25 protein-coding genes are annotated in these 24,168 nt (G+C 31.9%); 13 read left to right on the top strand and 12 right to left on the bottom strand.

The window, feature by feature from the left end:
- Window positions 1-90: 90 nt before the first annotated feature.
- The 10 genes from Y592_RS05840 to Y592_RS05885 all read right to left on the bottom strand — a co-directional run bounded on the left by Y592_RS05840 (window position 91) and on the right by Y592_RS05885 (window position 8,570).
- Window positions 91-2,577: an ABC transporter permease gene (locus Y592_RS05840; protein ID WP_233120234.1), complete on the bottom strand. Its 2,487-nt coding sequence runs from the start codon at window positions 2,575-2,577 to the stop codon at window positions 91-93.
- 78 nt (window positions 2,578-2,655) lie between these two features.
- Entirely contained in the window at window positions 2,656-3,768 is a 1,113-nt protein-coding gene (gene rpoD, locus Y592_RS05845; protein ID WP_075666063.1) for an RNA polymerase sigma factor RpoD, read from the bottom strand.
- 14 nt (window positions 3,769-3,782) lie between these two features.
- A complete protein-coding gene (gene dnaG / locus Y592_RS05850) occupies window positions 3,783-5,372 on the bottom strand; it encodes a DNA primase (protein ID WP_075666064.1) in 1,590 nt (529 codons plus the stop codon).
- Between the two features lie 69 nt (window positions 5,373-5,441).
- Entirely contained in the window at window positions 5,442-5,840 is a 399-nt protein-coding gene (gene rpsI / locus Y592_RS05855; RefSeq protein ID WP_075666065.1) for a 30S ribosomal protein S9, read from the bottom strand.
- A gap of 18 nt (window positions 5,841-5,858) precedes the next feature.
- Window positions 5,859-6,308 carry a 50S ribosomal protein L13 gene (gene rplM / locus Y592_RS05860; protein ID WP_075666066.1) on the bottom strand — a complete coding sequence of 150 codons (450 nt, stop codon included), beginning with the start codon at window positions 6,306-6,308 and terminating at the stop codon, window positions 5,859-5,861.
- Between the two features lie 2 nt (window positions 6,309-6,310).
- Window positions 6,311-6,853 carry an ECF transporter S component gene (locus Y592_RS05865; RefSeq protein WP_075666067.1) on the bottom strand — a complete coding sequence of 181 codons (543 nt, stop codon included), beginning with the start codon at window positions 6,851-6,853 and terminating at the stop codon, window positions 6,311-6,313.
- A gap of 12 nt (window positions 6,854-6,865) precedes the next feature.
- Complete coding sequence (gene rpmA / locus Y592_RS05870) at window positions 6,866-7,123, bottom strand: 50S ribosomal protein L27 (RefSeq protein ID WP_088368975.1); 258 nt, start codon at window positions 7,121-7,123, stop codon at window positions 6,866-6,868.
- Window positions 7,113-7,424 carry a ribosomal-processing cysteine protease Prp gene (locus Y592_RS05875; RefSeq protein ID WP_075666068.1) on the bottom strand — a complete coding sequence of 104 codons (312 nt, stop codon included), beginning with the start codon at window positions 7,422-7,424 and terminating at the stop codon, window positions 7,113-7,115. Before Y592_RS05875 ends, rpmA begins: the two co-directional genes overlap by 11 nt.
- Entirely contained in the window at window positions 7,421-7,741 is a 321-nt protein-coding gene (gene rplU / locus Y592_RS05880) for a 50S ribosomal protein L21 (RefSeq protein ID WP_075666069.1), read from the bottom strand. The genes Y592_RS05875 and rplU overlap by 4 nt, the downstream gene beginning before the upstream one ends.
- A gap of 175 nt (window positions 7,742-7,916) precedes the next feature.
- Entirely contained in the window at window positions 7,917-8,570 is a 654-nt protein-coding gene (locus tag Y592_RS05885; protein ID WP_075666070.1) for a DUF3298 and DUF4163 domain-containing protein, read from the bottom strand.
- A 93-nt stretch (window positions 8,571-8,663) separates the two neighbouring features.
- Between Y592_RS05885 and Y592_RS05890 the strand changes: the two genes are divergently transcribed.
- From Y592_RS05890 to Y592_RS05915, 6 genes are all read left to right on the top strand, one after another.
- Window positions 8,664-9,764 (top strand): MFS transporter, encoded by a 1,101-nt coding sequence (locus tag Y592_RS05890; protein ID WP_075666071.1) that lies wholly within the window; start codon window positions 8,664-8,666, stop codon window positions 9,762-9,764.
- A gap of 1 nt (window position 9,765) precedes the next feature.
- Complete coding sequence (gene ruvC, locus Y592_RS05895) at window positions 9,766-10,239, top strand: crossover junction endodeoxyribonuclease RuvC (protein ID WP_075666072.1); 474 nt, start codon at window positions 9,766-9,768, stop codon at window positions 10,237-10,239.
- An 11-nt stretch (window positions 10,240-10,250) separates the two neighbouring features.
- A complete protein-coding gene (locus tag Y592_RS05900; protein WP_075666073.1) occupies window positions 10,251-14,330 on the top strand; it encodes a PolC-type DNA polymerase III in 4,080 nt (1,359 codons plus the stop codon).
- A gap of 123 nt (window positions 14,331-14,453) precedes the next feature.
- A complete protein-coding gene (locus tag Y592_RS05905; RefSeq protein ID WP_075666074.1) occupies window positions 14,454-14,729 on the top strand; it encodes a stage V sporulation protein S in 276 nt (91 codons plus the stop codon).
- Window positions 14,730-14,736: 7 nt separating this feature from the next.
- Complete coding sequence (locus tag Y592_RS05910) at window positions 14,737-14,970, top strand: hypothetical protein (RefSeq protein WP_075666075.1); 234 nt, start codon at window positions 14,737-14,739, stop codon at window positions 14,968-14,970.
- 30 nt (window positions 14,971-15,000) lie between these two features.
- Entirely contained in the window at window positions 15,001-15,858 is an 858-nt protein-coding gene (locus Y592_RS05915) for a DUF1385 domain-containing protein (RefSeq protein ID WP_075666076.1), read from the top strand.
- A 27-nt stretch (window positions 15,859-15,885) separates the two neighbouring features.
- On the opposite strand, the gene lysA is transcribed toward Y592_RS05915, so the two are convergent.
- On the bottom strand, window positions 15,886-17,031 hold the full coding sequence (lysA, locus tag Y592_RS05920) for a diaminopimelate decarboxylase (RefSeq protein WP_083638868.1): 1,146 nt from the start codon (window positions 17,029-17,031) through the stop codon (window positions 15,886-15,888).
- Entirely contained in the window at window positions 17,031-18,122 is a 1,092-nt protein-coding gene (locus Y592_RS05925) for a M20 family metallopeptidase (RefSeq protein ID WP_075666078.1), read from the bottom strand. Before Y592_RS05925 ends, lysA begins: the two co-directional genes overlap by 1 nt.
- 96 nt (window positions 18,123-18,218) lie before the next feature.
- Here Y592_RS05925 and pheS point away from each other — a divergent pair, with 96 nt between their 5' ends.
- From pheS to Y592_RS05960, 7 genes are read left to right on the top strand one after another with little or no spacing between them, the layout of a single operon-like run.
- Window positions 18,219-19,196, top strand: a complete 978-nt coding sequence (gene pheS / locus Y592_RS05930) for a phenylalanine--tRNA ligase subunit alpha (RefSeq protein WP_075666079.1) — start codon at window positions 18,219-18,221, stop codon at window positions 19,194-19,196.
- Between the two features lies 1 nt (window position 19,197).
- A complete protein-coding gene (truB, locus tag Y592_RS05935) occupies window positions 19,198-20,112 on the top strand; it encodes a tRNA pseudouridine(55) synthase TruB (RefSeq protein WP_075666080.1) in 915 nt (304 codons plus the stop codon).
- A 46-nt stretch (window positions 20,113-20,158) separates the two neighbouring features.
- On the top strand, window positions 20,159-21,220 hold the full coding sequence (gene ychF, locus Y592_RS05940; protein ID WP_075666081.1) for a redox-regulated ATPase YchF: 1,062 nt from the start codon (window positions 20,159-20,161) through the stop codon (window positions 21,218-21,220).
- 10 nt (window positions 21,221-21,230) lie between these two features.
- Window positions 21,231-21,467 carry a DUF370 domain-containing protein gene (locus Y592_RS05945; RefSeq protein WP_083638869.1) on the top strand — a complete coding sequence of 79 codons (237 nt, stop codon included), beginning with the start codon at window positions 21,231-21,233 and terminating at the stop codon, window positions 21,465-21,467.
- The gene (locus Y592_RS05950) at window positions 21,458-22,651 is read left to right on the top strand and encodes a TIGR04013 family B12-binding domain/radical SAM domain-containing protein (RefSeq protein ID WP_083638871.1); all 1,194 of its coding nucleotides are present in this window, start codon (window positions 21,458-21,460) and stop codon (window positions 22,649-22,651) included. Before Y592_RS05945 ends, Y592_RS05950 begins: the two co-directional genes overlap by 10 nt.
- Complete coding sequence (locus Y592_RS05955) at window positions 22,626-23,420, top strand: carbon-nitrogen hydrolase family protein (protein WP_075666083.1); 795 nt, start codon at window positions 22,626-22,628, stop codon at window positions 23,418-23,420. The genes Y592_RS05950 and Y592_RS05955 overlap by 26 nt, the downstream gene beginning before the upstream one ends.
- Window positions 23,417-24,157, top strand: a complete 741-nt coding sequence (locus tag Y592_RS05960; RefSeq protein ID WP_075666084.1) for a ZIP family metal transporter — start codon at window positions 23,417-23,419, stop codon at window positions 24,155-24,157. The genes Y592_RS05955 and Y592_RS05960 overlap by 4 nt, the downstream gene beginning before the upstream one ends.
- Window positions 24,158-24,168 lie beyond the last annotated feature (11 nt).

The raw sequence follows: 24,168 nt of genomic DNA on the forward strand, positions 1-24,168 counted from the left end.
ATCTTTATATATTTTCTACTTTAATACAAACTATATTTTACACTTTTGTTTTCAATGTGTCAATTTTAGAAATGTAAAAAGTGTGTTTCATTAATCGAAAACCCTAATTGCTTCTGATGCTTTGATTTTTTGAGCAAGATTTGCAGGATATATGGTAAATATAGTTGTAATAAGATAAACGCCCAATAGTACTAATGAAATTTGTCCCCAAGGAATTGTTATTTTGAAATTAGGTATTTCAGAAGATATCATTTTAAAAATATCAAGCGTTATAAAAATATTTGTAAATATTGCCGTGATGATTGCTATCGTGACTATCAAAAAGGTTTCCGTCAAGAAGGATTTGAATATGATTTTTTTATTTACACCTATTGCCTTTAGTGCACCGATTATCCTTCTTCTTTCATGTACATTTTTTAAACTTAGTATGGTTAGTCCGGAAAAACCACTAATAAATCCAAAATAAAAAAGTTGAATTGCTATATTAACAAAATACTTTATACCGGAAAATATCTTGTTTAATTCTTCTGTTATGTACAAAGGAGAATCAAATTTTTCGTATACAATTTTCTTTGCCTTTTCAGCAAATTTTTCTTTTATTATCCCTGCATATCCCGTAAGTGCTCCGGAAATTTTTTTGTCGTAAACAAATATTGCATCAAGTGGTACAAGTAGTTCTTTTGGATCATATGTATCAACTACGTTAAATGTTTCATTAAATCTTGCACTTATACCAGGTAGTATACCTGTTAGAAGGATGGTATTTGTTCCATTTTTAAGTATGTTTTTATTTCCTAATCCATCTTTTAACTTTAATTTTGGGATATCTTTTCCTTTTATCTTTAAACTTTTACATATATTTTCTGATGCTAGTATTACTACCAGGTGTTTTCCATTTTTCCTTGCGTTGACAAGTTGTATTTTTGAGATATTTTTAAACATAGATTTAAATTCTTCATCATAATTTGAAAAGCTAAGGAAACTTTTTAATGGATTTTCGATTATAATAAAATTGTGTCCTAGTATACCAGTGTTTAGCTTTTGGTTGATATATTTAAAAATGCTTGTGGGTATAATAGCGGTTAGTATGATTACGAGTGTAATGATTGCATAGACAAGGAAAACAACGTAATTTCTTAATTTTTGTTTTTCAATGTATGAAATTGAAAGTATAGATGTTATGCTGTGAAATTTTTTTAAGATGCTCTTTAATATATCTAAAATCGAAAAAACTAGATATATACTTGCAATTAAAAATATGATAGAACGTATTAAATAGTCCCAATTAACCCCAGTTCCTATTTGAAGGAGTGTCAATAATATAGCAGAAATTCCAGAAATTACCAGGATATAGTTTTTTTTAATGAATATTGGAAGTGTTAAAATTAAGAATATTAAGAAGTAAAATCTGTTGAAATTTAAAATAGTTAAAAGTCCCACAAATAAAAGGAAATACAAGTATTTTTTCTTTGGTAAAATTTCTGTATTGGAAAGTAACACAACAGGAGGTAATTTTGAAAAAGAAATTGAACGAAAGATAAGTAGTAATAATGGTACAACTATAGAAACTGATATTCCCAATAATATGGTTTTTGTAGTTATAAAGAAAGTTATCTTTTCTGGAATCATAGTATTAGATGATAATATTTCCGGTGCTTTATTTACTAAGCTTAATAAGTATTTTCCAAAAAGTATTCCCAAAGTAGCCCCTATTAAAGACGAGAAAATTATATATATAGCTCCTTCTAAAAACAACAATCCTCCAATTTTGTATTTGGAAAATCCCAAAGCCCTTAAGGTACCAAATACCTTTTTTCTGTCTTCGGCTAGTACACCAAAAAAGTTTGAAACAAATAAAAAACTACTTAAAAGTGCAAAGCCACTAAATCCTAAAAATAAATAGCCAATAACTTTATTAAGAGGAGAATACCTTAAATTATACTTAGTAGGAGTAGTTCTAAGATTTGTAAGTTTTGATATTTCTGCTGAAATTTTAAGATGATTTTTTATAGGACTTTTTAAAGAAATAAATACTGTATTTGGTTCTTTATACGTGTAAATTTTGAGGTTTAACATAAGATCTTTAGGGAGAAATATGCTTCCATTTGTCATACCAGTTTCGCCTCTAAAATTAAATTCTTCAGCTCCTATTTCGTTTATTTCCACAACTTTTTTTCCGTTAAGGGTGATTAAATTTATTTTATCACCTTTTTTTACGTTTAAAGTTCCTGCTAGGTCTTTTGATATTATTACTCCATTAACAATTTTTTTGGAAAAATTAAAAAAATTTTTATCGTATCCTATTGCGAATACATCTATAAATTTTTCATCAAATTGTATTCTAGTGGATATAAGATTAACGAATGTGTAGTCTTTTATTTTTTCTTTCTCTTTAAGTTTGTCAAGATACTTAGATATCTTTGTGATATTGAGTGTTTTTGGAAAGAAAAATGTATCACTTTTGTCCTTTGCCACTATGTCTATATTTCCAAAATTGTTTTTAATTTTGTTTGCAAACCAATTATTTACAGAGTCATTTAGTGATAGTGCTCCCACCACTAACATAGTTGCAATCATACTTCCGAGAATTACCAAAAGGGATTTTTTCCAATTTTTAATTACATTTCGAAAGGGTATTTTAAACATTGCTCTCACCTATGATTCATCAGACATTTTAAATAAAAGTTTTAAATATCTGCTTCTAGATGGATGCCTTAATTTTCTAAGGGCCTTGACTTCTATTTGTCTAATTCTTTCACGTGTTACGTTAAAGTATTGTCCCACTTCTTCAAGGGTTTTTGATTTTCCATCAATTAAACCATATCGCATCTTTAAGACCAATTTTTCCCTATCATTTAATGTTTCTAATACTTTTTCCACTTCTTCTCTAATAAGCATTCTCATAGCCTCTTTTCTAGGGGAAGCTATACTTTCGTCTGCAACAAAATCACCTACAGTAGAATCCTCATCTTCTCCAACAGGAGCTTCAAGTGAGGTTGTTTCTTTAGCAGCTTGGAGTATTTCTTCTACTTTTTCAACGGGTTTCCCAATTTCTTTTGCGATTTCTTCTAGAGGCATTTCAGTTCCGTGTTTTTGATAATAATCTCTCATTATCTTTTGTACTTTGTTTATAGTTTCAACCATGTGGACAGGGACTCTAATAGTTCTCGCTTGATCTGCTATAGCCCTTGTTATAGCTTGTCTAATCCACCATGTGGCATATGTTGAAAATTTATATCCTTTTCTCCAGTCGAATTTTTCTACTGCTTTTAGTAACCCCACATTTCCTTCTTGGATTAAGTCAAGAAATGACAATCCTTTTCCGATGTATCTTTTTGCAATACTTACAACTAATCTTAAGTTTGATTCAACTAATTTTTGCTTGGCTCTTTCATCACCTTGTTGGGCGCGTCTTGCAAGTTCTCTTTCCATTGATTGACTGAGAAGAGGTATTTTTCCTATGTCTTTCAAGTACATTTTTATCAAATCCTTAGTTGCCATGTTATCGTAAAATTTTGGGGATTCTTCTAGAAAATCATCTAATGAAACTTCATCTATTTGTTCATGAGGATTTGTTTCGGTTATTAAGATGTTATTTTTTTCTAGTTCTTCGTAGACTTTTTCTAAAATGTTTCCATCAAAATCGTCGGTTTTATCGGGCGGAAATGTTTTATCAATATCATCGTATGTTACGAAACCTTTTTCTTTTCCGATTTTTACTAGTTTTTCTATTTGTTTATCCACGGAAAACTTTTTGCTTCTTGCCATCAGGAGATCACCTCCTAAATATTTTTGAGCTTTCGAATAAGCTCTATTCTTGTTTGTAGAAGAATTCTTTTTTCATCATCACTTGCGTTCTTTATATATTGATCTATTTCCTCTATTCTTTTTTCAATATTTTTTCTTTTGATTTGTTTCTTTATGTTTTTAATAAATTCTTCAGTAATTTCCACATTCTCCATTTTTTTTAATACGTCTTTTACATATTCTTGCAAATCTTTAGACATGTTTTCAAAGGAAAAGTTTTTTAAATATTTTAAAATTTCTTGTAAACGTTTACTTAATATTTTTGGGTTTAAATCCAATTCTATATCTGGATAGTTTATTATGAGATAGATTATCATATCATCTAGTGTTGGGAGGTTTGAATTTTTTTGGATTATTCTTCTTGTAAAGATGTTGCTTCCGGATATTTCTTTTACTTTATCTTTGAATATTTCTAGTTTTTTTGGAAATTTCTCAAAAATAATCTCCCAATTCCTTATTTCACTGATAAATAGTGAAATTGCGTTTGGATTTTCAAGGTTGTAATTTTTACTTAGTGCAATGGGAATAAATTTTTCTGCTGGGATAGATTCTTTTATAAAATTATAAAGACCATCTTTTCCGCTCGATTTAAATATTTCATCGGGATCTTTTTTTGAAGATTTATTTGCCACCATTACGTTAAAGTCCATAGTAAGAAGGATTTTTATGCTTTGCAAAGTAGCCTTTATGCCAGCTTTATCCGTATCAAAAGAAAGTACTACATTTTGTGTAAGTTTTTTTAGTTTGTATGCGTGAAATTTTGTAAAGGCAGTGCCGAGTGTTGCAATAGAATTTTTAAGATCTGCTCTATGAAACGCAAGTGCATCGAAATATCCTTCACATACAATTGCAAAATCTGCATTTTTGATTTTTTCCTTTGCCCTATCTAACAAGAATAAGGTCTTTGATTTTTTGAATAAATCTGTATCAAATGAATTTAAATATTTAGGTTGACCTTCGCCCAATAATCGGCCGCCAAATGCAATTGTTTTACCGTATTCATCTTTAATAGGGATAATTAATCTTCCTTCGAATAGATCCTTTGAGGTGAATCCAAATTTTCTCAAAATTTTTATTCCCAATTGTTGTGATATCTTTAATGGTATAGAGGAATTTAAAGGAGAAAATCCAAATTCGTATTCTAGTATTTCCTCATTTGAAAACCCTCTATTTTTAAGATAATCTAGTGCAATGGTACTTATTTTCAATTGATTTTTATACTCTTGGTGTACAAGTGAATAGAACTTGTAGTATAATTGTTGAAAAGTAGAAGTTTTAACGTCTATTTTTACATTTGCTTCTTTTGCTAGTTTTTGAAGAGCCTCGCTAAAGGATATATTTTCTATTTTTTCCAAGAAGCTAAACACATCCCCTGACGCACCGCAACCAAAGCAGTGGAACGTCCGAAAGGATGGGTTTACGTAAAATGATGGTGTAGTTTCGGTATGGAAAGGACAGAGCCCACGATAATTATTTCCTACTTTTTGTAGGCTAACATATCTTGAGATAAGTTCAACGATATCAATTTTTGATTTGATTTCCTCAATAATTTGCTTGGAGTACATAGATCACCTCTTTATTTAAAACAACAAACGTGGCAGCAAAAAGCTGCCACAAAGGAAAATGTGGGAATATTAACGTTTGGAGAATTGTGGAGCGCGTCTTGCTTTTCTAAGGCCGTATTTTTTCCTTTCTACCATTCTCGGGTCTCTGGTTAGCAGACCTTTTTCTTTTAATGTAGGTCTTAAATCTGGATTGTATTGTAAGAGTGCTCTTGCGATTCCCAATCTAATTGCTCCTGCCTGACCTGACTTTCCTCCACCATTTACTCTAATTAACATATCAAAGGAACCTTCTAGACCAGTCACTTTTAAAGGTTCCATCGCATGAAGGGTCCAGACGGAGTTTTCAAGATAACCATTTAGATCTTCGTACTCTTTATCATTAACTATTACTTTTCCATTTCCCTCTTTTAAATATACCCTTGCAACTGATGTTTTTCTTCTACCGGTTCCCATGTAGTATTCAGCCATCTTCCTTTCCCCTCCTTATTAAAAACTCAATTCAACTGGTTTTTGAGCTTGATGTGGATGCTCTGAACCTGCGTAAATTTTAAGTCTTTTTAGTGCTCTTCTACCTAGAATTGTTTTTGGGAGCATTCTCTTAACTGCAAGTTGAATTAATTTTTCTGGGTTTCTTTGTAAAAGTTGCCTTGCGGTAAACTCCTTAATACCACCAGGATATCCTGTATGTCTGTAATATTTCTTTTGAGTCCATTTCTTACCTGTAAGTTTTATTTTATCGGCATTAACAACGACTACAAAATTTCCGCAATCTACATGAGGAGTCCAATTTGGTTTATTTTTTCCCATTAAAACTAGTGCAATTCTTGTTGCAAGTCTTCCAAGTGTTTGTCCTTCGGCATCTATTACATACCAATCTCTCTTGACTTCTTCTTTCTTTAAAAGTGTTGTTTTCTGTATAGGCAAAGGTCTTGCCATTGTTATTCCTCCCTCCTTATATTTTCGTCAGGTTCTAATATTCCTTTAACTTTTTTGTGTATTATTGCGTTTACGACCGAGTCTATGAAAAACTTTATTGCGTTAAATCCTATTATCCATGGTAATAATTTAAAAACATCAGATAAAGAAATTTTCCAATAATATGGTACAACTACTATGTTTAGAAGTGCCATACCACCCGTTGCAGCTGTTATACCAACTATATACCCTAGTATTTCTCTAACTCTCCCCTTATTTGCATATATCATGGCTGTTGGAACTATAAAAAGTGCGCCTGCAGCAAAGTTCATTGCAATTCCTACTATATCTCCTGATTTAAATATGAAAAATAATATATCCTTTATTGCAAGTACTATTAATCCTACTGTTGGGGAATATATGAAAGAAACTAATAATGCAAGTATATCACTTGGATCGTATTTTAGAAAATTTACAGCTGGAAATATGGGAAATTCTATATACATTACAACAAATGAAAGCGCAGCAAACACCCCGATAATTGCCACTTTTTTGGCATTTTTCACCTTTAATCCCCCTTAATACACGCTAACGTATTTTCTGTTATCTCTTACTTCAAATTTTACTTTCCCATCTTTTAGGGCAAATAATGTGAAATCTCTTCCCATTCCTACGTTTTTACCTGGCCATATTTTTGTTCCTCTTTGTCTAACTATTATAGTACCTGCGGTTACTACTTGACCATCAGATTTTTTTACACCTAGATATTTTGGATTACTGTCACGACCGTTTCTTGCGGTACTACTCTTTGCAAAGAGTTGTATGTTAATCTTCATCATTGGTCACCTCCATTTTTATAAATTTAGAAAATTGCAAAGAAAGATCTAAAAGCGTTTCCGTTAGTTCTTTAACAAAAATTTGAGATATCTCGTCGTTTGGAATTTTTTCTACCATTAAGTATCCATCTTTAATAGTTGCTTTTGCACCTTGTTTTTCTAAAAAACGTGCCGTATGTTGAGAAACAGTACTTACCGCTGCGCAAATTATGTCTTTTCCTTTTTCTTCATACATAGCATGTCCTGTTATTAAAAAGTTTTCAAATACCCCGTTCTTCTTTGTGAAAATACACTTAATCATTTTACCTCTATATTTTCAACCTTTATAGCGGTATACCATTGTCTGTGACCTTTGATTCTTTTGTAATTTTTCCTTGGTCTGAATTTTCCAACTATAATCTTTCTTGCTCTACCATGTTCAACAATTGTCCCAGTTATTGAAACATTTTCAAGGTATGGTTTCCCGACTAGAACTTTTCCATCATCGGTTTTTACCATCAATACCTTGTCTAGCGTTATAGAGTCTCCTTCGTTTTTTCCTAGAACTCTTTCTGTGAAGAATATTTTTCCAGGTTCTACACGAAACTGTTTTCCACCACTTTCAACAATAGCGTACACAAACTTCACCTCCTCGATATTTTTGAAATAAACACACGCTGGAACATGTAGCCCTCTTGGCATTTACGACACGTTCCAGGCGTCTATAACCTCAAATATTTTACCACTTTTAACAAATTGAAATAAAAAAATTCTGTTAATGTTATTTTTCTAAAAGCTTAACGTTATTCTTTTTTCATTTTTTTAGCTGTATATCTTCTAGTTTAAACGTAAATTCTGGGATCCCGGAAGAATATGGTGCAATTTCATACTGGTTAAAATATACTACCAAACCTTTGTTTGTGAAATAAAATTGCTCAGAAGGTAATTCATCGAGTAGGGTTTGAAAATATCTTTTTTTGTCTAATTTAATTTGATTATTTATGTATTTTAACATTTTTTCAATAGAATCACGTGTTACTACATCGTGTAATTTTAATAATTTCCCTTTGATTATATCAAAATTGTATGCTTTTCTTTTTGTATTTCCGTGGGCACCACCGGTATATTCGTAGTAGTCTATTACCAAACTTATTATATTATCCTTTAAATATGTGACTTTATAATTTACAACTACATTACCAGGTCTGTATTGTATATCGTACTTTTTTGCATCGTGATACGAATAATTCAAAAAATCGTATAAATTCCTTATGTAGTTGTAAATATCATTATAAATCATATCGTTTATGTACTTTTCTACTGCAAAGTTTTCCACGTCGAAGAACATGGGGTATTTTACATTTAACCTCCAAATTTCGTTATCAAGTGTGGATGAAAATTCAACATATTGAATGGAAAATAAAAAGAGTGTTTGAAAAATTAATAATAATATAACAAGTTTTTTCATAAAATCCCTCCTTTGATTAGCTTTGCGAAATATATGGACATGTTAGATTTTCGTTGTTATAATTATTATATCAGAAAAAGGAAGGTGATAAAGATGGAGTTTGTAACGGCTATTTTTCATTTTTTTGCGGATTTTTTTAATGCTTTTGTCAAACCGCTTGCCCCATATTTTATTGAAAATTTAAATATAGACAATAGGACTTTTGCTAGTTTTATGGCACTTTTAGGGGGGCTTACTTCCTTATTTCAAGTATTTTTTGGAATGTATTTTGATGGTAAAAAGAGAGACGGTTTGTACATAAGCGTTATAGTGTTACTTGAAATCTTCTTTGTTTCATTTTTAGGATTTGTAAACTCTGTGTTTTTATTTTTCTTTCTTGTTGTTATAATAAGGGTTTTAAATTCTATTTTTCATCCAATTGGTGCTAGTTTTGCTGGAAAGAGTGAAAAGGGAAAACATATTGCCATTTTTTCGGTAGCAGGGACATTGGGTGCAGGGCTTGCGCCACTTTTTATAACAATTTTTCAGGGATATGTAGGGATAAAAAAATTGTATATTTTAACGTTTAGTGTTTCTATTTTCCTTTTAGTATTATCAAGAACCATATTACATTATGAAAAAAAGGCAGTGAGAAAGAATTTGTCTTTTAGGGGTGATATTCTAAAGTTATGGCCTATATTTTTGATAGTGGCTTCAAGAAGTTTTTCTATGGATATTTTTCATACGTATATACCTATTTATATGAATGAAGTTGGAAAATCTTTGATAATTGGTGGTTCAATACTAACATTTGGTATGATTCTTGGTGTATTTACCAATTTTTTTGGTACAATTGTGCTTGAGAAGACAAATGATATATTTACAAATACTGTGGGATTTTTGGGAATGGGATTTTTTGGTTTATTATTTGTACTTGTTCCGAATTTATATCTAAAGATTGTATTTTTCATTCTATTTGATGGTTTTAGCTTTTTTACCATGTCTTCTAACATAGTTTCTGCTCAAAAACTATTACCCAACAATAAGGCATTGGCTTCTTCAATTTCTATGGGGTTCTCATGGGCAATTGGTAGTTTTTTGTCTAGTGGTTACGCCGCAATTTTTGGTAATAATACCATGCTTATGTTTTTAAGTGCAAGTGTGTTACCTGTTTTAACAATCTTTGTTTATAATCTTTCATTGCGGAGGGAATAACTTGATAATAATAGGTATTGATCCGGGATATGGTATACTAGGGTATGGAGTTTTGGAAAAAAATAGAAATAAGATTTCTCATGTAGCTCATGGAGTTATTACAACAGAAAAAGATATTTCCATGTCAAAGAGACTCCAAATTATATACGAAGAATTTGTTAAATTACTTGAATATTATTCTCCAGATGCGTGTGCAATCGAAAGTTTGTTTTTTTATAAAAATGTAAAGACTGCTATCCATGTAGGTGAAGCAAGAGGAGTAATATTACTTGCAACATCTCAAAGAAATTTGCCGTTATATGAGTTTACCCCGTATCAAGTAAAAAATAACATTACCGGTTATGGAAGATCTGATAAAAAACAAGTACAAAAAATGGTAAAAATGCTTTTGAGATTGGATAAAATTCCGAGACCTGATGATGCAGCTGATGCATTAGCTGTCGCTTGGTGTTTAGCAGTGGCATTAAGGTTGTAAGGAGGTATGTTATGAAGTACGTTTTTGATGAACTAAGTTATCCAATTACAAATATAGCTGAATATTTTAATATTGAGATAGATGGTGAAGTTACAAAAGTGATTTACGACCAAAGTAACCGCCTTTTGATTTTCTATATAAAGAAGGGAGTTGGGGATTTTCAGTTACTTAGGGAAAAGTTAAGGGTTTTTTTTGGAATCGATGTTGAATTTGAATATGAACTTCTTGAACTAAAAAAAGAGGAAATTTTAGAACTTTTGAATGGAACGGCGCCTTACGTAAAAGATGTGGAGGTATTTGAAAATGAGATTTTGGTAAAAACTTTTAGTGAATTTGCCGTGAAAAAAATAGAGAAAAAGTTAAAGAACATAGAGAAAATTACGGGCAAACCTGTAAAGATTGAATTTGTTAAAGAAAAATTTGAACCACCAAGAGTTGTTGAAGAAAAAATAAAAACTTTTACCGATAAAGAGAGATATTATTTTCCATCCAATATACCTTTGAATGCTAAAAAAGTATTTTTAAGGGGAAAGGTGTTCAAGTTAGAAAAGTCAGATTATTTATCAACTATTTTAGTATATATCACCGATAAAAAGGAGTCTGTTTTGGGAAAGATTTTTGATGAAAAATTTGAGTCAACACTTAGTGTGGGAAATTGGTATTATTTTAAAGGTTCTATGAATGTCAGCAAAAAAGGAGAATATTATTTTGGGATTTCTGAGATCTATGAAGATCCAAACCCTATTGAACGACAAGATATTTCGGATATGAAAAGAGTAGAATTACATCTTCATTCAAAAATGAGTGATTTAGATGCTATTATAGATATTAAAGAATTGGTAAAAAAAGTAAAAAGATGGGGTTGGAATGCAGTTGCAATTACGGATCACGGTAATGTACAGTCCATTCCTTATTTGTTTGAGGAAGCGGAAAAAAATGGTATTAAACCTATATTTGGTACGGAAATGTACATATTAAATGAAACAGGGGATATAGTAAAAAATTTATCGGATGATTTTGATTTAAGTGAGGTTACATACACTGTATTTGACCTTGAAACAACGGGTACGAATGCTAGATTTGATGAAATTATTGAAATAGGTGCGGTAAAGTATAGAAATGGGGAGATTATCGATAAATTTTCTACTTTTGTAAAACCTACAAAAAAAGTCTCAGATTTTACTCAAAAGCTTACAGGTATTACAAATGAGATGTTAGAAGATGCAAAGGATATATATGAAGTTTTTCCAAAATTTTTGGAATTTATTGAAGGTACAGTTTTAGTAGCACATAATGCAGATTTTGATTATGGATTTATAAGAGAAGTTTATAGAAAGTTACACAAAAAAGACTTAGTTCTTCCCTATTTGGATACTTTGAAACTTTCCAAAGAAGTTTTAAGAGGGAAGGTAAAATCTTTTGGACTTGGAAGGCTTGTGGAATACTTTAAATTAGGCCCATTTAAACATCATAGGGCTTTTGACGATGCCAGTGTAACTGTAAAGTTGTTTGAAAAATTATTAGAACTTGTTATAAGACGCGGTATAAGGACTTTAAAACAAGTAAATAACTTAAAGAGTAGCTCTTATTCTAGTATTAGAACAAAGAGACAATTTAATCATCTGACTATACTTGTGAAGAATAAAGTGGGGTTAAAAAATCTATATAAACTTGTATCTGACGCGCATGTAAAATACTTTAAATATGTACCATTTATTCCAAAGAAAGAGTTGATAAGATACAAAGAAGGACTTTTATTTGGTACTGGATGTGAAAATGGTGAGATTTTTCAAGCATTAACGGGTTCTTCAACAGATGAAGAAATTTTAGAAATGCTAAAAGAGTATGATTTTGTGGAGATTTTTCCGATAGATACCGTAGTAAATGTTGAAAAAGATGTTGCAAAACAGGTTTTTAGAAGGTTATACAATTTAGCCAAGAGATTGGATTTACCCGTGGTTATGGTTAGTAATGCACATTTTTTAGAACCAGAAGACATCAAAGCAAGACATGTACTACTTGCACCAGTGGAAAAAAGTAATCCAAATGATGATGATTTAAAAGATAAAAATGCAATGTTGTACCTTAGAACTACTCAAGAAATGCTAAAAGAGGCAATGGAAATTTTTGAAGATGAGGATATAGCAAGAGAAGTTGTAGTTGAAAACACCAATAAAATTGCAGATATGATTGAATATGTAAAACCAGTGAAAAGAAAATTGCATCCTCCAATTATTGAAGGTGCTGATGAAAATGTAAGGAATTTATCTATTACCCGCGCAAAGGAACTTTACGGTGAGCCGCTTCCAGAGATTATTGAAAAACGTTTGGAAAAAGAATTAAAAAGTATAATCGACAACGGCTACGCGGTGTTGTATGAAATTGCACACCTTATAGTTAAAAAGGCAAACGAAGACGGTTATGTAGTTGGCTCGCGTGGTTCAGTTGGTTCTTCGTTTGTCGCATACCTTATGGGAATTACAGAAGTTAATCCTCTACCGCCTCATTATCTTTGTCCTGAATGTAAATATTTGGAATTTTCAAAAGAAGTAGGTTCTGGATATGATTTGCCTAGTAAAAAGTGTCCAAAATGTGGAGTAGAGCTTGTGAAAACGGGGCAGGATATACCTTTTGAAACTTTCATGGGATTCAAGGGGGATAAAGTACCTGATATAGACTTAAATTTTTCTGGAGAATATCAAGATAGAGCTCATAACTATATTGTTGAACTTTTTGGAAAGGACAACGTTTTAAGGGCGGGAACTATTAGTACAATAGCGGAACGAAGTGCTATTGGTTATGTGAAAAGTTATATGGAGGTAAAAGGTGAAAGTTTACAAACTGCAGAGCAAATTAGATTAGCTGAAATGGTTGCCGGTGTTAAGAGGACAACCGGTCAGCATCCAGGTGGATTGATGATAGTTCCAAAAGATATGACTGTGTATGATTTTACACCTATACAGTATCCCGCAAATAAGAAAGATTCAGGAATGTGTACAACGCACTTTGCATATGAATCCATACACGATGATTTGGTGAAATTGGATGCATTGGGCCACGATGATCCCACAATGTTAAAGCTTTTGCAAGAATATACAGGTATTGACCCTACAAAAGTCCCAATGGATGATAAAGAAACATTGCAAATATTTTCTTCTTTAAAGTCTTTGAAGATCAAGGCGAATGATTTAGGTACTGATGTTGGAACGATAGGTATTCCAGAATTTGGAACAGATTTTGTGCAAAAAATGTTGAAAGAAACTAGACCAAAAACATTTGCAGAACTTGTAAGGATTTCTGGACTTTCACATGGCACAGATGTATGGCTTAATAATGCACAAGATATAATAAGTTCTGGAAAAGCAACTCTTTCAGAAGTGATATCATGTCGCGATGATATAATGATATATCTCATAGATGCAGGGGTTGATGAGTCTAGAGCATTTAAGATAATGGAAAACGTGAGAAAAGGAAAGGGTATTTCAGAAGAAGATGAACAAATAATGAGGGAAAAGAATATCCCAGAATGGTTTATACAATCTTGTAAAAAAATAAAGTATCTTTTTCCTAAAGCCCATGCTGTTGCTTATGTAAGTATGGCCTTTAGAATAGCGTATTTTAAGGTGCACTATCCACTTGCATATTATGCTGCGTTTTTTTCTATAAAAGGTGATGAATTTTCTGTGAAAACTATTCTAAAAGGTAAAAAGGCAATAAAAAAACGACTCGTAGAATTAGGTGCACAGATAAAAAAAGATGTAAAAGAGAAAAATGAAGAAAAAGTACTAGAAGCAGCTCTTGAGATGTATTTAAGGGGATTTGAATTTTTGCCTCCTGATATATTTAAGAGTGATTATAGAAGATTTATTATTGAAGATAATAAATTAAGGATACCTCTAAATAAAATTCCAGGCGTTGGAGATAGCGTTGCTCTATCCATTTTACAAGCAAGAAAAGGAAAGGCCTTTACTTCAATTGAAGATTTAAAAAGAAGAACTAAATTAAGTAAAGCACATATTGATACTATGAAAAAATTAGGTGTTTTGAAAGATTTACCTGAGACTGATCAATCTTCTTTGTTTGATTTTTAGGTTTTTATCAGATTAAAATAAAAAAATTTTTGGTAAAATTTTGTTTTTTTGTAATTTTATGTTAAAATATACTTGTGTTGTTACAGTTCTATTAATATTTGTTCAAGGAGGAGTGGTATAGCTATGGAAACACTTAAGGTTAGTTCGAAATCAAATCCTAACAAGGTGGCAGGTGCTATTGTAGGTTCGCTTAATAAGAATGAAAAACTTGAGATTCAAGCAATTGGTGCTGGGGCTGTTAACCAGGCGTCGAAGGCTTTAGCAGTGGCAAGAAGATTTTTAGCGGAAGAGGGAAAGGATCTATATGCAGTACCTGGGTTTATAGAAGTTGAAATTGATGGTGAAACAAGAACGGGGATTTCCTTTAGAGTATATCTTACTAAAAAGAAGGCGGAATAAATCTTGAATGGGTGAATTGGAGTATATAGCTCGAAATTGTAGAGATGATAAAAGGTTGTTGAATATAGTAGAAGATATAGCAAAGATGACGCAGGAAGAGAAAGATGAGTTCGCAAATAAGATGCGTAGTTACTTTATGAATAAAAATACGGAAGAAGATAGGAGTGCGTATAGGTTTTTTAAGGTAGTTTTAGAAAATGATAATGCAAGGAAAATTTTGGAGATGTTGGGGGATATTTGACCCCAATTTCTTTATTATGGGAGGAATGATATGAAAGTAGGAGGACAGGCGATAATAGAGGGTGTCCTAATGATGGGTAAAAAAATAGTTATAGCCGTTAGGAATGAATCTGGGGAAATAGTTAAGGAGGAGATTGGAAAGATAAAAAACAAAAAGATACTAAAAGTTCCATTTTTGAGGGGGTTATTTAGTCTTTTTTACTCAATGTACTTTGGATTGAAGGGTTTAGATAGGTCAGCGGAAATAGCAACAGGTGAGGAAATGAAAAAGTCTGAGACATTTTTTTCTATTTTTCTTGCAATTGTTTTGGGAATAGGATTTTTTGTTATGCTCCCCGTCTATTTAACAGGATTGATAGGAATAAACAATGATGAATTTTTATTTTCAGTGATAGATGGGTTTATAAGGTTGGGATTTTTCCTTTTGTATGTGTGGATAATTTCGTTTATGAAAGATGTAAAAAGGGTTTTTCAATACCATGGAGCAGAACATAAAACTATACATGCGTATGAAAATAATGAAGAATTAACAGTTGAAAATGTAAAAAAATATTCTACTATTCATCCAAGATGTGGCACGAATTTTGTAATGATTTTTTTTATTGTTGCCATAATATTATTTAGTTTGTTTGGAATATACAGACCTTTGACATGGCTTGAAAGGATAGTTGTTAGAATTGTTTTTATTCCGATAATTGCTTCGGTTTCATATGAGCTTTTAAAGTTATTTGATAAGGTAAAGTTTTTGAGATTTTTGGCTTTTCCTGGGCTTCTTTTGCAAAAACTCACTACAGCAGAACCGGATGGATCACAAATTGAGGTTGCAATTGAGTCTTTAAAATTTGCACTTGAGGGTGAAGATGAAGAAGAAGTGGAGTATATTGGTTAAAAAATGGGGCAAATATTTGCCCCATTTCTATATAATTACATTTTTATACAAGTCGGAAATCTCTTCACCTTTTCTTATGATCAAGTCTTTTCCGTCTTTTTTTATCAATATTTCCACAGGTCTGGTTGTCCCATTATAGTTATTTGCCATTGAATATCCATATGCCCCTACGTTCTTAACAATTAAAATATCACCGGGGTTTGGCTTTTTTATTTTCCTGTTTTTAGCAAGAAAATCTCCAGATTCGCATAATGGACCAACCACATCTGCAGTTATGTTATCTTCTTGGTTGTTTAATACCTCTATTTCATGGTATGCGTTATATAATGCAGGTCTAATTAAATGATTCATACCACTTTCCGTTACTACAAAATTCTTGTTTTCTGTTTCTTTTACTAGTATAACTTTGATTGCCAAAATACCTGCTGGAGCGATTATAAACCTTCCAATTTCGTTTATTACCATTTCAAAATTTGTCAAAATAGGTATGATTTCTTTTTTGTATTTTTCAAGGTTTAGTTCATTTTCTTCTTTCTTGTATTTAATTCCCCAACCTCCACCTATATTAATTTTATTTATGTTATATTTTTGTGCAAGTTCTAATGTTTTTTCGATAGCTTCTTTAAATGGTTCAATTGTTGTGATTTGAGAACCAATGTGTATGTGTAAGCCTTGTATTTTTCCGGTTTTAAGTATTTTTTCTGCTAAGTCAAAAGAAACACCAAATTTGTGGTTTTTAAGTCCTGTTGAAATATATGGGTGTGTTTTTGCATCGATATCTGGATTTACACGTAAAAATAAAGTAAACTCGTCATCATTTTTCCAGAGATTTTCAAATTCTTCAACACTATCGATATTTACATATTTTACACCATATTCTTTCATTTTTTCTTTTTGTTTTGTTGTTTTTCCATTTCCATTCCAGACAATTTTATCTCCAGGAATACCTGCAAGTTTACAAGCGTAAAGTTCTCCTTCTCCTAAAATATCCATTCCAAATCCGTTTTTGTGTATTATTCTTAGTAAATTTGGATTGTTATTTGCCTTGACGGCAAATGTCGGGAAGAAATTTACGTTTTTAAATACTTCTTTTACTTTTTTTATCCTTTTTTCTATTACTTCTTCATAGTATATGTAAAGTGGAGTGCCATATTTTTCTATTAATTTTTTCACTATATCAACTCCTTAAGAAATTCAAAAATAACATTTGAATAGTAAGGAATAACATCATCTTTAGGAAGAAATTGTGGATGGTGAAGTCCATATTTTTCACCTGTTCTTGTACCTACCCAGAACATAAGCGATGGAAATTCTTGTGAAAAATATCCAAAATCCTCTCCAGTGAATTTCATACCGCAATCTACAAAGTTTATTTCTTTTTCTACCAAGAAGTCTTTAAATTTTTCGTACAATTCTTTATTTACTACAACAGGAGGATATTGACTGCCTTTTTCTATATAAAAACTTCCATTTGTTTTCTCTGTTACTTCTTGTGCTAATTGTGCTAATGTGTTAATTATTTTTTCGGTGTTTTGAACGGATATACTTCTTATGCTTCCCATCAAGGTTGCTTCAGGAGAAACGATATTTCTTGCATTTCCACCAACTATTTTTCCAAAACCAACTAATGAATTTTCAAATTTTGTAGAGTAAAATTTACTTAGAAAAAATGTAGCCATTTTTATCGAGTCTATTCCTTTATCGTAGAAGGCTATGTGAGAAGGTTTCCCTTGAAAAACGATATCTATTTCTGTTGCAGCTGCGAAAAGTATCCCATTTGTTGTGGCAATAGTTTTAAAATCGTATTCGTCTGTTACGTGCAATGCAATAGCGTATTTTACTGGAAGTTGTTCTATTTCATCTAAAACATATCTTGCACCTGCGCCCGTTTCTTCTCCGGGTTGAAAAATAAAGGCAAAGTTTTGTTTTAGATTGTATTTTAAAATTTTCTTAATTAAATCAAATGCGATTGCCATGTGTATATCATGACCACAAGCGTGCATGTTGGAATTTTTTGATGAAAATTCCCAATTTGTTTTTTCATATATGGGAAGTCCATCTATATCCGCACGGTAGATTATAAACGGTTTATCTTTTTCAACCTCATATAGTGCAATCACACCTGTACCGGCAATTTTATAAATTTTTAATCTATTGTCATTTAACGATTTTAATGCATCTAGTAATATTTTTTGCGTTTCAAATTCTCTAAAAGAGACTTCTGGATTTTGGTGTAAAAGATGCCTCAATTCGATTGCATCCATTATTTTCACCTCCTTATTTTGTTTTAATAATAGCATATGTATGTTATAATTACTATTGAATTTCGTTTCATATAAGTTAAATTTGGAGGTGTTTTAATGAAAGAAGTAAAAGAACTTTTGATAGAAGCTAAAGATGAGATATCTTCTGCTAACGATATGGCTTCTTTAAACAATATAAGAATCAAATATTTGGGAAAAAAAGGTCTTGTTACTTTGGAAATGAAAAAATTAAAAAAACTTCCACAGGAAGAAAAACCAAAATTTGGTGCGGTTATCAATAAAGTAAGAAATGAAATAGAGAAATTATTAAATGAAAAGATGGAGGAGATAAGGAAAAATGAAAAGATTAAAAAGTTTGAAAAAATTAGAGTGGATGTAACATTACCAGGTGCAAAAAGGGATAAAGGTCATTTGCATATATTAACGAAGGTTCAAAGGGAACTTGAAGATATATTTATTTCCATGGGATTTGAAGTGGTTGAAGGTCCTGAGGTAGAAGATACATGGCATAATTTTGATGCTTTAAATACTCCAGAATGGCATCCTGCAAGGGATGCTCAAGATTCATTTTATTTTGACGAAAAAACGTTACTTAGAACTCATACATCACCTATACAAATAAGGACTATGCTTGAAAGAAAACCACCGCTTGCTATAATTTCACCGGGAAGGGTTTTTAGAAGGGATTATGATTCAACTCACCTTCCAATGTTTACCCAGATGGAGGGGCTTTATGTGGATAAAAATGTTACCGTTAGACATTTAAAATACACTTTAGAGGAAATGGCAAGAAGAGTTTTTGGAGAGTCTGCCAAAGTTAGGTTGAAACCTAGCTTCTTCCCATTTACAGAACCAAGTTATGAAGTAGACGTGTGGTTTCAAGGTAATTGGCTCGAAATATTAGGTGCAGGGATGGTGGATCCAAATGTATTTAGGAATGTGGGGTATGATCCAGAAACTTGGTCTGGATTTGCCTTTGGGCTTGGACTTGAGAGGATTGCAATGGTAAAATACGGTATTAAAGATATAAGAGATTTTATAAGAAATGATGTGAGATTTCTGGAGAATTACTGATATGATGGGCTTTTTAAACGTGTACAAACCAAAAGGTGTTACTTCGCATGACGTTATAGATGAAATAAGAAAAAAATTAGGTACAAGAAGAGTAGGACATGCAGGAACATTAGATCCCTTTGCAGAGGGAGTTTTGGTGGTTGGAATAGGAAGTGCAACAAGACTCTTAGAATATTTGCAAGTAGAGAGAAAAAAGTATTTTGTAAAGATACTTCTTGGGATTACAACGGAAACTTTTGATATAACAGGTGAAGTTGTCGAAGAAAGGGTATGTGATAAAGCAGAAGAAGAGATAATAGAGACAATAAAATCATTTAAGGGAAGGTACAAGCAAGTTCCCCCTGCATATTCTGCAAAAAAGTATAAAGGTGAAAGGCTTTACAAACTTGCACGAAAAGGAAAAATAATTTCTCTTCCACCTGTTGAAGTAGAAATATATTCGATAGAAAACATCAAAATAAATATACCACATGTAACACTTGAAGTGGAAGTTTCAAAAGGAACGTATATAAGAAGTTTATGTATGGATATAGGTTATAAACTTGGATGTGGTGCAACGGCGGAGGAATTAGTGAGAATAAGCGTTGGAGATTTTGAATTGAAAAATTCTATAAATCCATTTGAAACAGGAAAAGACAAACTACTAAAAAATATGTTAAATGTTGAAAAGGTTTTAAATTTGCCAAAGGTTGAAGTTTACAAGGATTCTGTGGAAAAAATCTTCAACGGAATTCAACCGACAATGGATTTTCTAAAAACAATATTTGATGATTTTCCAAAAGAGCAAGATGTTATGTTATTGTGTGAAGGAGAATTAATTGCTGTTGCAAGGGCAGAAAGAAGTTCAAAATTTATTGAAAAGAATTATCCAAAGGGAAAGATATTTAAATTGAAGAAAGTTTTTAGGGAAATATGAAAGGAGGTGTGTCTGTTACCAAGGTAAATTTGGTAACAGGAAAATCTTGAAGATAGGAATTATAGGGCTTCCACAATCTGGTAAAACTACAATTTTTTCTTTGTTAACTGGTATTGATGTTGATCCTTATTCGCCTGTTCATCAGAAAGGTGTGGCAAAGGTTTATGATAAAAGGGTTGAACTACTTTCAAATATGTATAATCCCAAAAAAACCACATACGCTACTTTAGAATTTTATGATACACCTTCACTTGATCCTTCTGATAAAAAGAGTAGGACACAAGTCTTTAATATGGTTCAAAGTGCAGATGCGTTACTTTTAGTTTTAAGGGCTTTTGAAAATGAAAATGTGCTTTTTCCAGAGGAAAATGCCTATAAGCAGTTGAGAGTAGCCCTAGACGAATTTATCTTTAGAGACCTTGAAATAGTTGTGAATAGAATTGAAAAACTTGAGAACTCAAAAAGAAAATTAGACAACAGAGAAGAAATAGAACTAAAACTTTTAAAGGAATTGAGGGAAGTTTTAGAAAATGAAGAATTTTTATCTAAGCATGAATTAACTGAAGAACAAAAGAAGATGATTTCAAGTTATTCTTTAGTTACGTTGAGACCAATAATTATTGCTGTAAATTTAGATGAGGATCAATTTACAAAAGGAAAGTATCCTGAAAAAGAAAGAGTTTTAGATTTAGTGAAAGATTATAATTTTGCGTATATAGAATTATGTGGATTGATGGAAAAAGAGATACAGGAGCTTAACGAGGAAGAACGTCAGGAATTTTTGAAAGATTTGGGAATAGAAGAAAGTGGTATAGAAAGACTTTCTAGGGTTGTATATGAGCAACTTGGCCTTATTTCATTTTTCACGGTAGGTCCAGATGAAGTTAGAGCTTGGACTTTAAAAAAAGGAAGTAGCGCCGTTGAAGCGGCAGGAGTTATCCATACGGATCTTGCTAGAGGATTTATTAAAGCAGAAGTTATAAAATATGAAGATTTAATAAATTATGGTAGTGAAAAAGAAGTAAAAGAAAAGGGATTAATGAAATTAGTTGGTAAAGATTACATAGTTGAGGACGGAGATATTCTTACCATAAGATTTAATGTTTAGGGGGGGAATTGTGAAGCAAGTGATTAAAATTTCCAAAAACTTATTTATTCCAAGAAATAGAATTATTGCAATATTGCCTGTTTCTTCAACCGTTGCTAGGAGATTAAGGGGAATGAATAAAGTTGGTGGGAGAATTGTTAACATGACTTTTGGTGAAGAGTCAAAAACTATTTTGATTATGGATAGTGGTCATGTTTTTGTGATAGCTAAGACTTTAGAAGAGGTTGATGAGGCCTTGTGGAGTTAAAAAGAATATTATTTAGATACACACAGACAAATAGATACAGTATTACTGCACTTGTTGCATCTATCTATTCTTACAAAAAAATTGTGAAAATGTATGAGATAAGGAATTTTGATGATATTTTTTCTTTTTCTAGAGAGGGGACAGTTGTCCTCTATTCTTTCATGAGTTTTGACCTTAAAAATGTAATATCCGAAGTGAGAATATTAAAAGAAAAGGGTTACATGGTTATTGCCGGAGGACCACATGCAACGGCAAATCCTACGCAACTTTTAGATATAGGTATTGATTACGTTTTTACAGGTGATGGTGAGGAAAATATAAGGAGATTTTTGGATGGTTTTTTCCCGAAAAATCGCATATTTGATGGTGTGAAAAATAGAGTTGATCTTTCAAAATATCCACCTTTTTGTCCGCAAAAGAATTTATATATGCCTATTGAAATAACACGTGGTTGTCCATTTTCATGTGGATATTGTCAAACTCCTAGACTTGCCGGGAAGATAGTTAGACATAGACCTGTGGAACAGATAGTGGAATATTCTAGACTTGGAGTGAAAAACGGCAGAAAAATTGCAAGGTTTATTTCACCAAATTCATTTGGATATGGTAGTAAAAATGGGGTAACGCCAAATGTGAAAGTAGTTGATGATCTTTTATACAATTTGAAAAAAATAGGTGTTGAAGAGATTTATTTTGGAACTTTTCCGTCAGATGTAAGACCTGAAAGTGTAAGTAGAGAGATCTTGAAAGTTATAAAAAAATATGTGAACAACAAGTATATTGTTATAGGAGCGCAGAGCGGAAGTGAAGATGTATTGAAAAGGATACGCAGAGGGCATAATTTAGATGAGATAGAACGTGCTTTAGATTTGTTAAAGGAATTTGGTTTTATACCAAGAGTAGATTTTATTTTTGGTTTCCCATTTGAAACCGAGAAAGATGTGGAAGAGACGTTTGAGTTTATAAAAAAAATAGTTAAGAAATACGATGCAAAGGTACATGCACATACTTTTATGCCTCTTCCGGGTACGCCACTTGCAAATGTAGGACCTGGAAGACTAACCAAAAAACATTATAAATTTCTCGGATTATTAACTTCACAGGGCTATCTTGATGGGTATTGGTTGAAACAAGAAGAACTTGCAAGGAGGGTTGCAAATGTTAATAGCAGCAGCCCAATTTGAACCTAAACCTGGAAAATTTGAATATAATTATTTAAAACATGTACAATTTATAGAAGAAGCCGGAAAATTGGGAATAAGATTGATATTGTTTCCGGAGTTATCTATTTCGGGATACACGTATGATAAAGATATCTTGCTTTCTTCTGTGAAATTTTTCAAAGAAAAAGAAGAAGAGTTAATATGGCTTTCTAGAAAGTACAATATAGCTATAGTAGGTGGCGTACCTCGAGTAGTACTTTCAGAAATTAGAAATTCTGTATTTGTTGTAAAAAAGAAAAAAGGTGTTTTATTTTACGATAAAACACATCTTTTTAGAAAAGAAAAAGATGTTTTTTATCCTGGGGAAAAGTTTTTGGTTTTTAAGTTTGATGGTGTAAGGTTTGGTATATTAATATGCTATGAAATAGGATTCCCTGAGATATCCAGGATTTTGACAATAAATGGTGCGCAAGTTTTACTTGCACCATTTGCTTTTGGAAGGGAGAGAAAACACATATATGATATTGCTACAAAGGCGCGAGCATTGGAAAACGGAGCATTTTTAGTAACGGCCTCTACATCTGGAAAGGGTTTAATGAACTTTATAGGTAGTTCAAGAATAGTAGGGCCAGATGGTAATGTAATTATTAGTGCGAGAAAAAAAGAACAGTTAATTTATCACGATGTGGACGTAAAAACTTTAGATTATTTTAGATTTGAAGAGAAAGGAATCTCACATGCGTACTTTTTAAATAGAAAAAAAGAACTATATAGGGGGTTAGCAAGATGAATCGCTTCCTTTATGGAATTTTGTTAAGTTCAGTCGCAGGTATGGCAACATCCCTCGGTGCAATTCCATTTTTGTTTTTTAGAAAAGGAGTAAATGAAAAATTTATAGACGCACTTTTGGGAATGGCAGCTGGTATAATGCTTGCCGCAAGTGCATTTAGCCTGGTTGCTCCATCAATAGAGTTAGGAGGTCTTTTGAGATTTGCATTTGGTTTTTTCTTAGGAGCAATTTTAGTTGATTTGATGGATAAGTATTCACCCCATGAACACTTTTTAAAAGGACATGAGGGAGCAGAATTAAAGAGGCTAAGCAAGATATGGCTTTTTGTAATTGCAATTACCATTCATAATTTGCCTGAAGGAATGGCAGTAGGTGTTAGTGCTTTTTCCGATCAAGCTTTAAATATTGCATTTGCGATAGGTGCTCAGAATATTCCTGAAGGAGCAGCAGTTGCTGCTGCACTTTTAAATGCTGGATATTCCATTAAAATTTCTTTTTTTGTTTCTTTTTTGACTGGTCTAGTTGAGATTTTTGGTGGGTTACTTGGGGCTGGTATTGTAAGTATTTCTCAGTCATTACTTCCATACATGATGGCTTTTGCTGGTGGAGCAATGATCTTTGTAATCAGTGATGAGGTTATACCTGAAACACATCTTAGGGGGAACGAAAGGTTATCTACCTATTTTTTGATTATTGGCTTCTTTTTAATGGCTGCGCTTGATGTAGCTTTGGGCTAAGGAGGAATAAA

It is taken from the genome of Thermosipho sp. 1070 (assembly GCF_001682135.1).
Lineage (GTDB): Bacteria > Thermotogota > Thermotogae > Thermotogales > Fervidobacteriaceae > Thermosipho > Thermosipho affectus.